This window comes from Pseudomonas sp. NPDC087342 (genome assembly GCF_044744265.1).
GTDB lineage: Bacteria > Pseudomonadota > Gammaproteobacteria > Pseudomonadales > Pseudomonadaceae > Aquipseudomonas > Aquipseudomonas nunensis.
The window spans coordinates 91,262-91,848 of sequence record NZ_JBIUXZ010000022.1; the positions used below are offsets into that span (position 1 = coordinate 91,262).

Consider the following 587-nt stretch of genomic DNA (forward strand, 5'->3'; position numbering starts at 1 on the left):
TGACCTGGGCTCGATGCCCGTCGCCCAATTCGCTGAGTTCCTCGCTCAAGCGGTTTCCCGGCGTGGTCGCCCAGATTCGGAGTAATTACTATTAAGCGTGAAATGAGACAAGATAAACGAGCTGCACCGAAAGCCCCGATCAACGAGAATATCTCGGCACGCGAGGTTCGGTTAATTGGGGCTGAGGGTGAGCAGCTTGGGATTGTGTCAATTGAAGACGCGCTTCTTAAGGCTGAAGAGGCCAAACTGGATTTGGTGGAAATTTCCGCCGATGCAGTACCCCCTGTTTGCAAACTGATGGACTACGGCAAATCGATCTTCGAGAAGAAGAAGCAGATTGCCGCGGCCAAGAAAAACCAGAAGCAGATCCAGGTTAAAGAAATCAAGTTTCGTCCAGGGACGGAGGAAGGGGATTACCAGGTAAAACTGCGCAACCTGGTACGTTTCCTGAGTGATGGGGACAGGGCCAAGGTATCCTTGCGATTCCGCGGCCGTGAGATGGCCCACCAGGAGCTGGGGATGGAACTCCTCAAGCGAGTTGAAGGTGACTTGCTCGAGTACGGTTCGGTCGAACAGCATAGATCGGA

Annotated in this window: 2 protein-coding genes; both read left to right on the top strand. The window is 53.3% G+C overall.

Features of this window, described 5'->3' with window-relative positions:
- Positions 1-85, top strand: an 85-nt coding sequence (locus ACIOYV_RS27305) for a hypothetical protein (RefSeq protein ID WP_401328713.1), incomplete at its 5' end; no start/stop codon positions are given.
- Positions 85-587: translation initiation factor IF-3 (gene infC, locus ACIOYV_RS27310; RefSeq protein WP_401328715.1), on the top strand; the 503-nt coding region annotated here is incomplete at its 3' end. The genes ACIOYV_RS27305 and infC, both read left to right, overlap by 1 nt.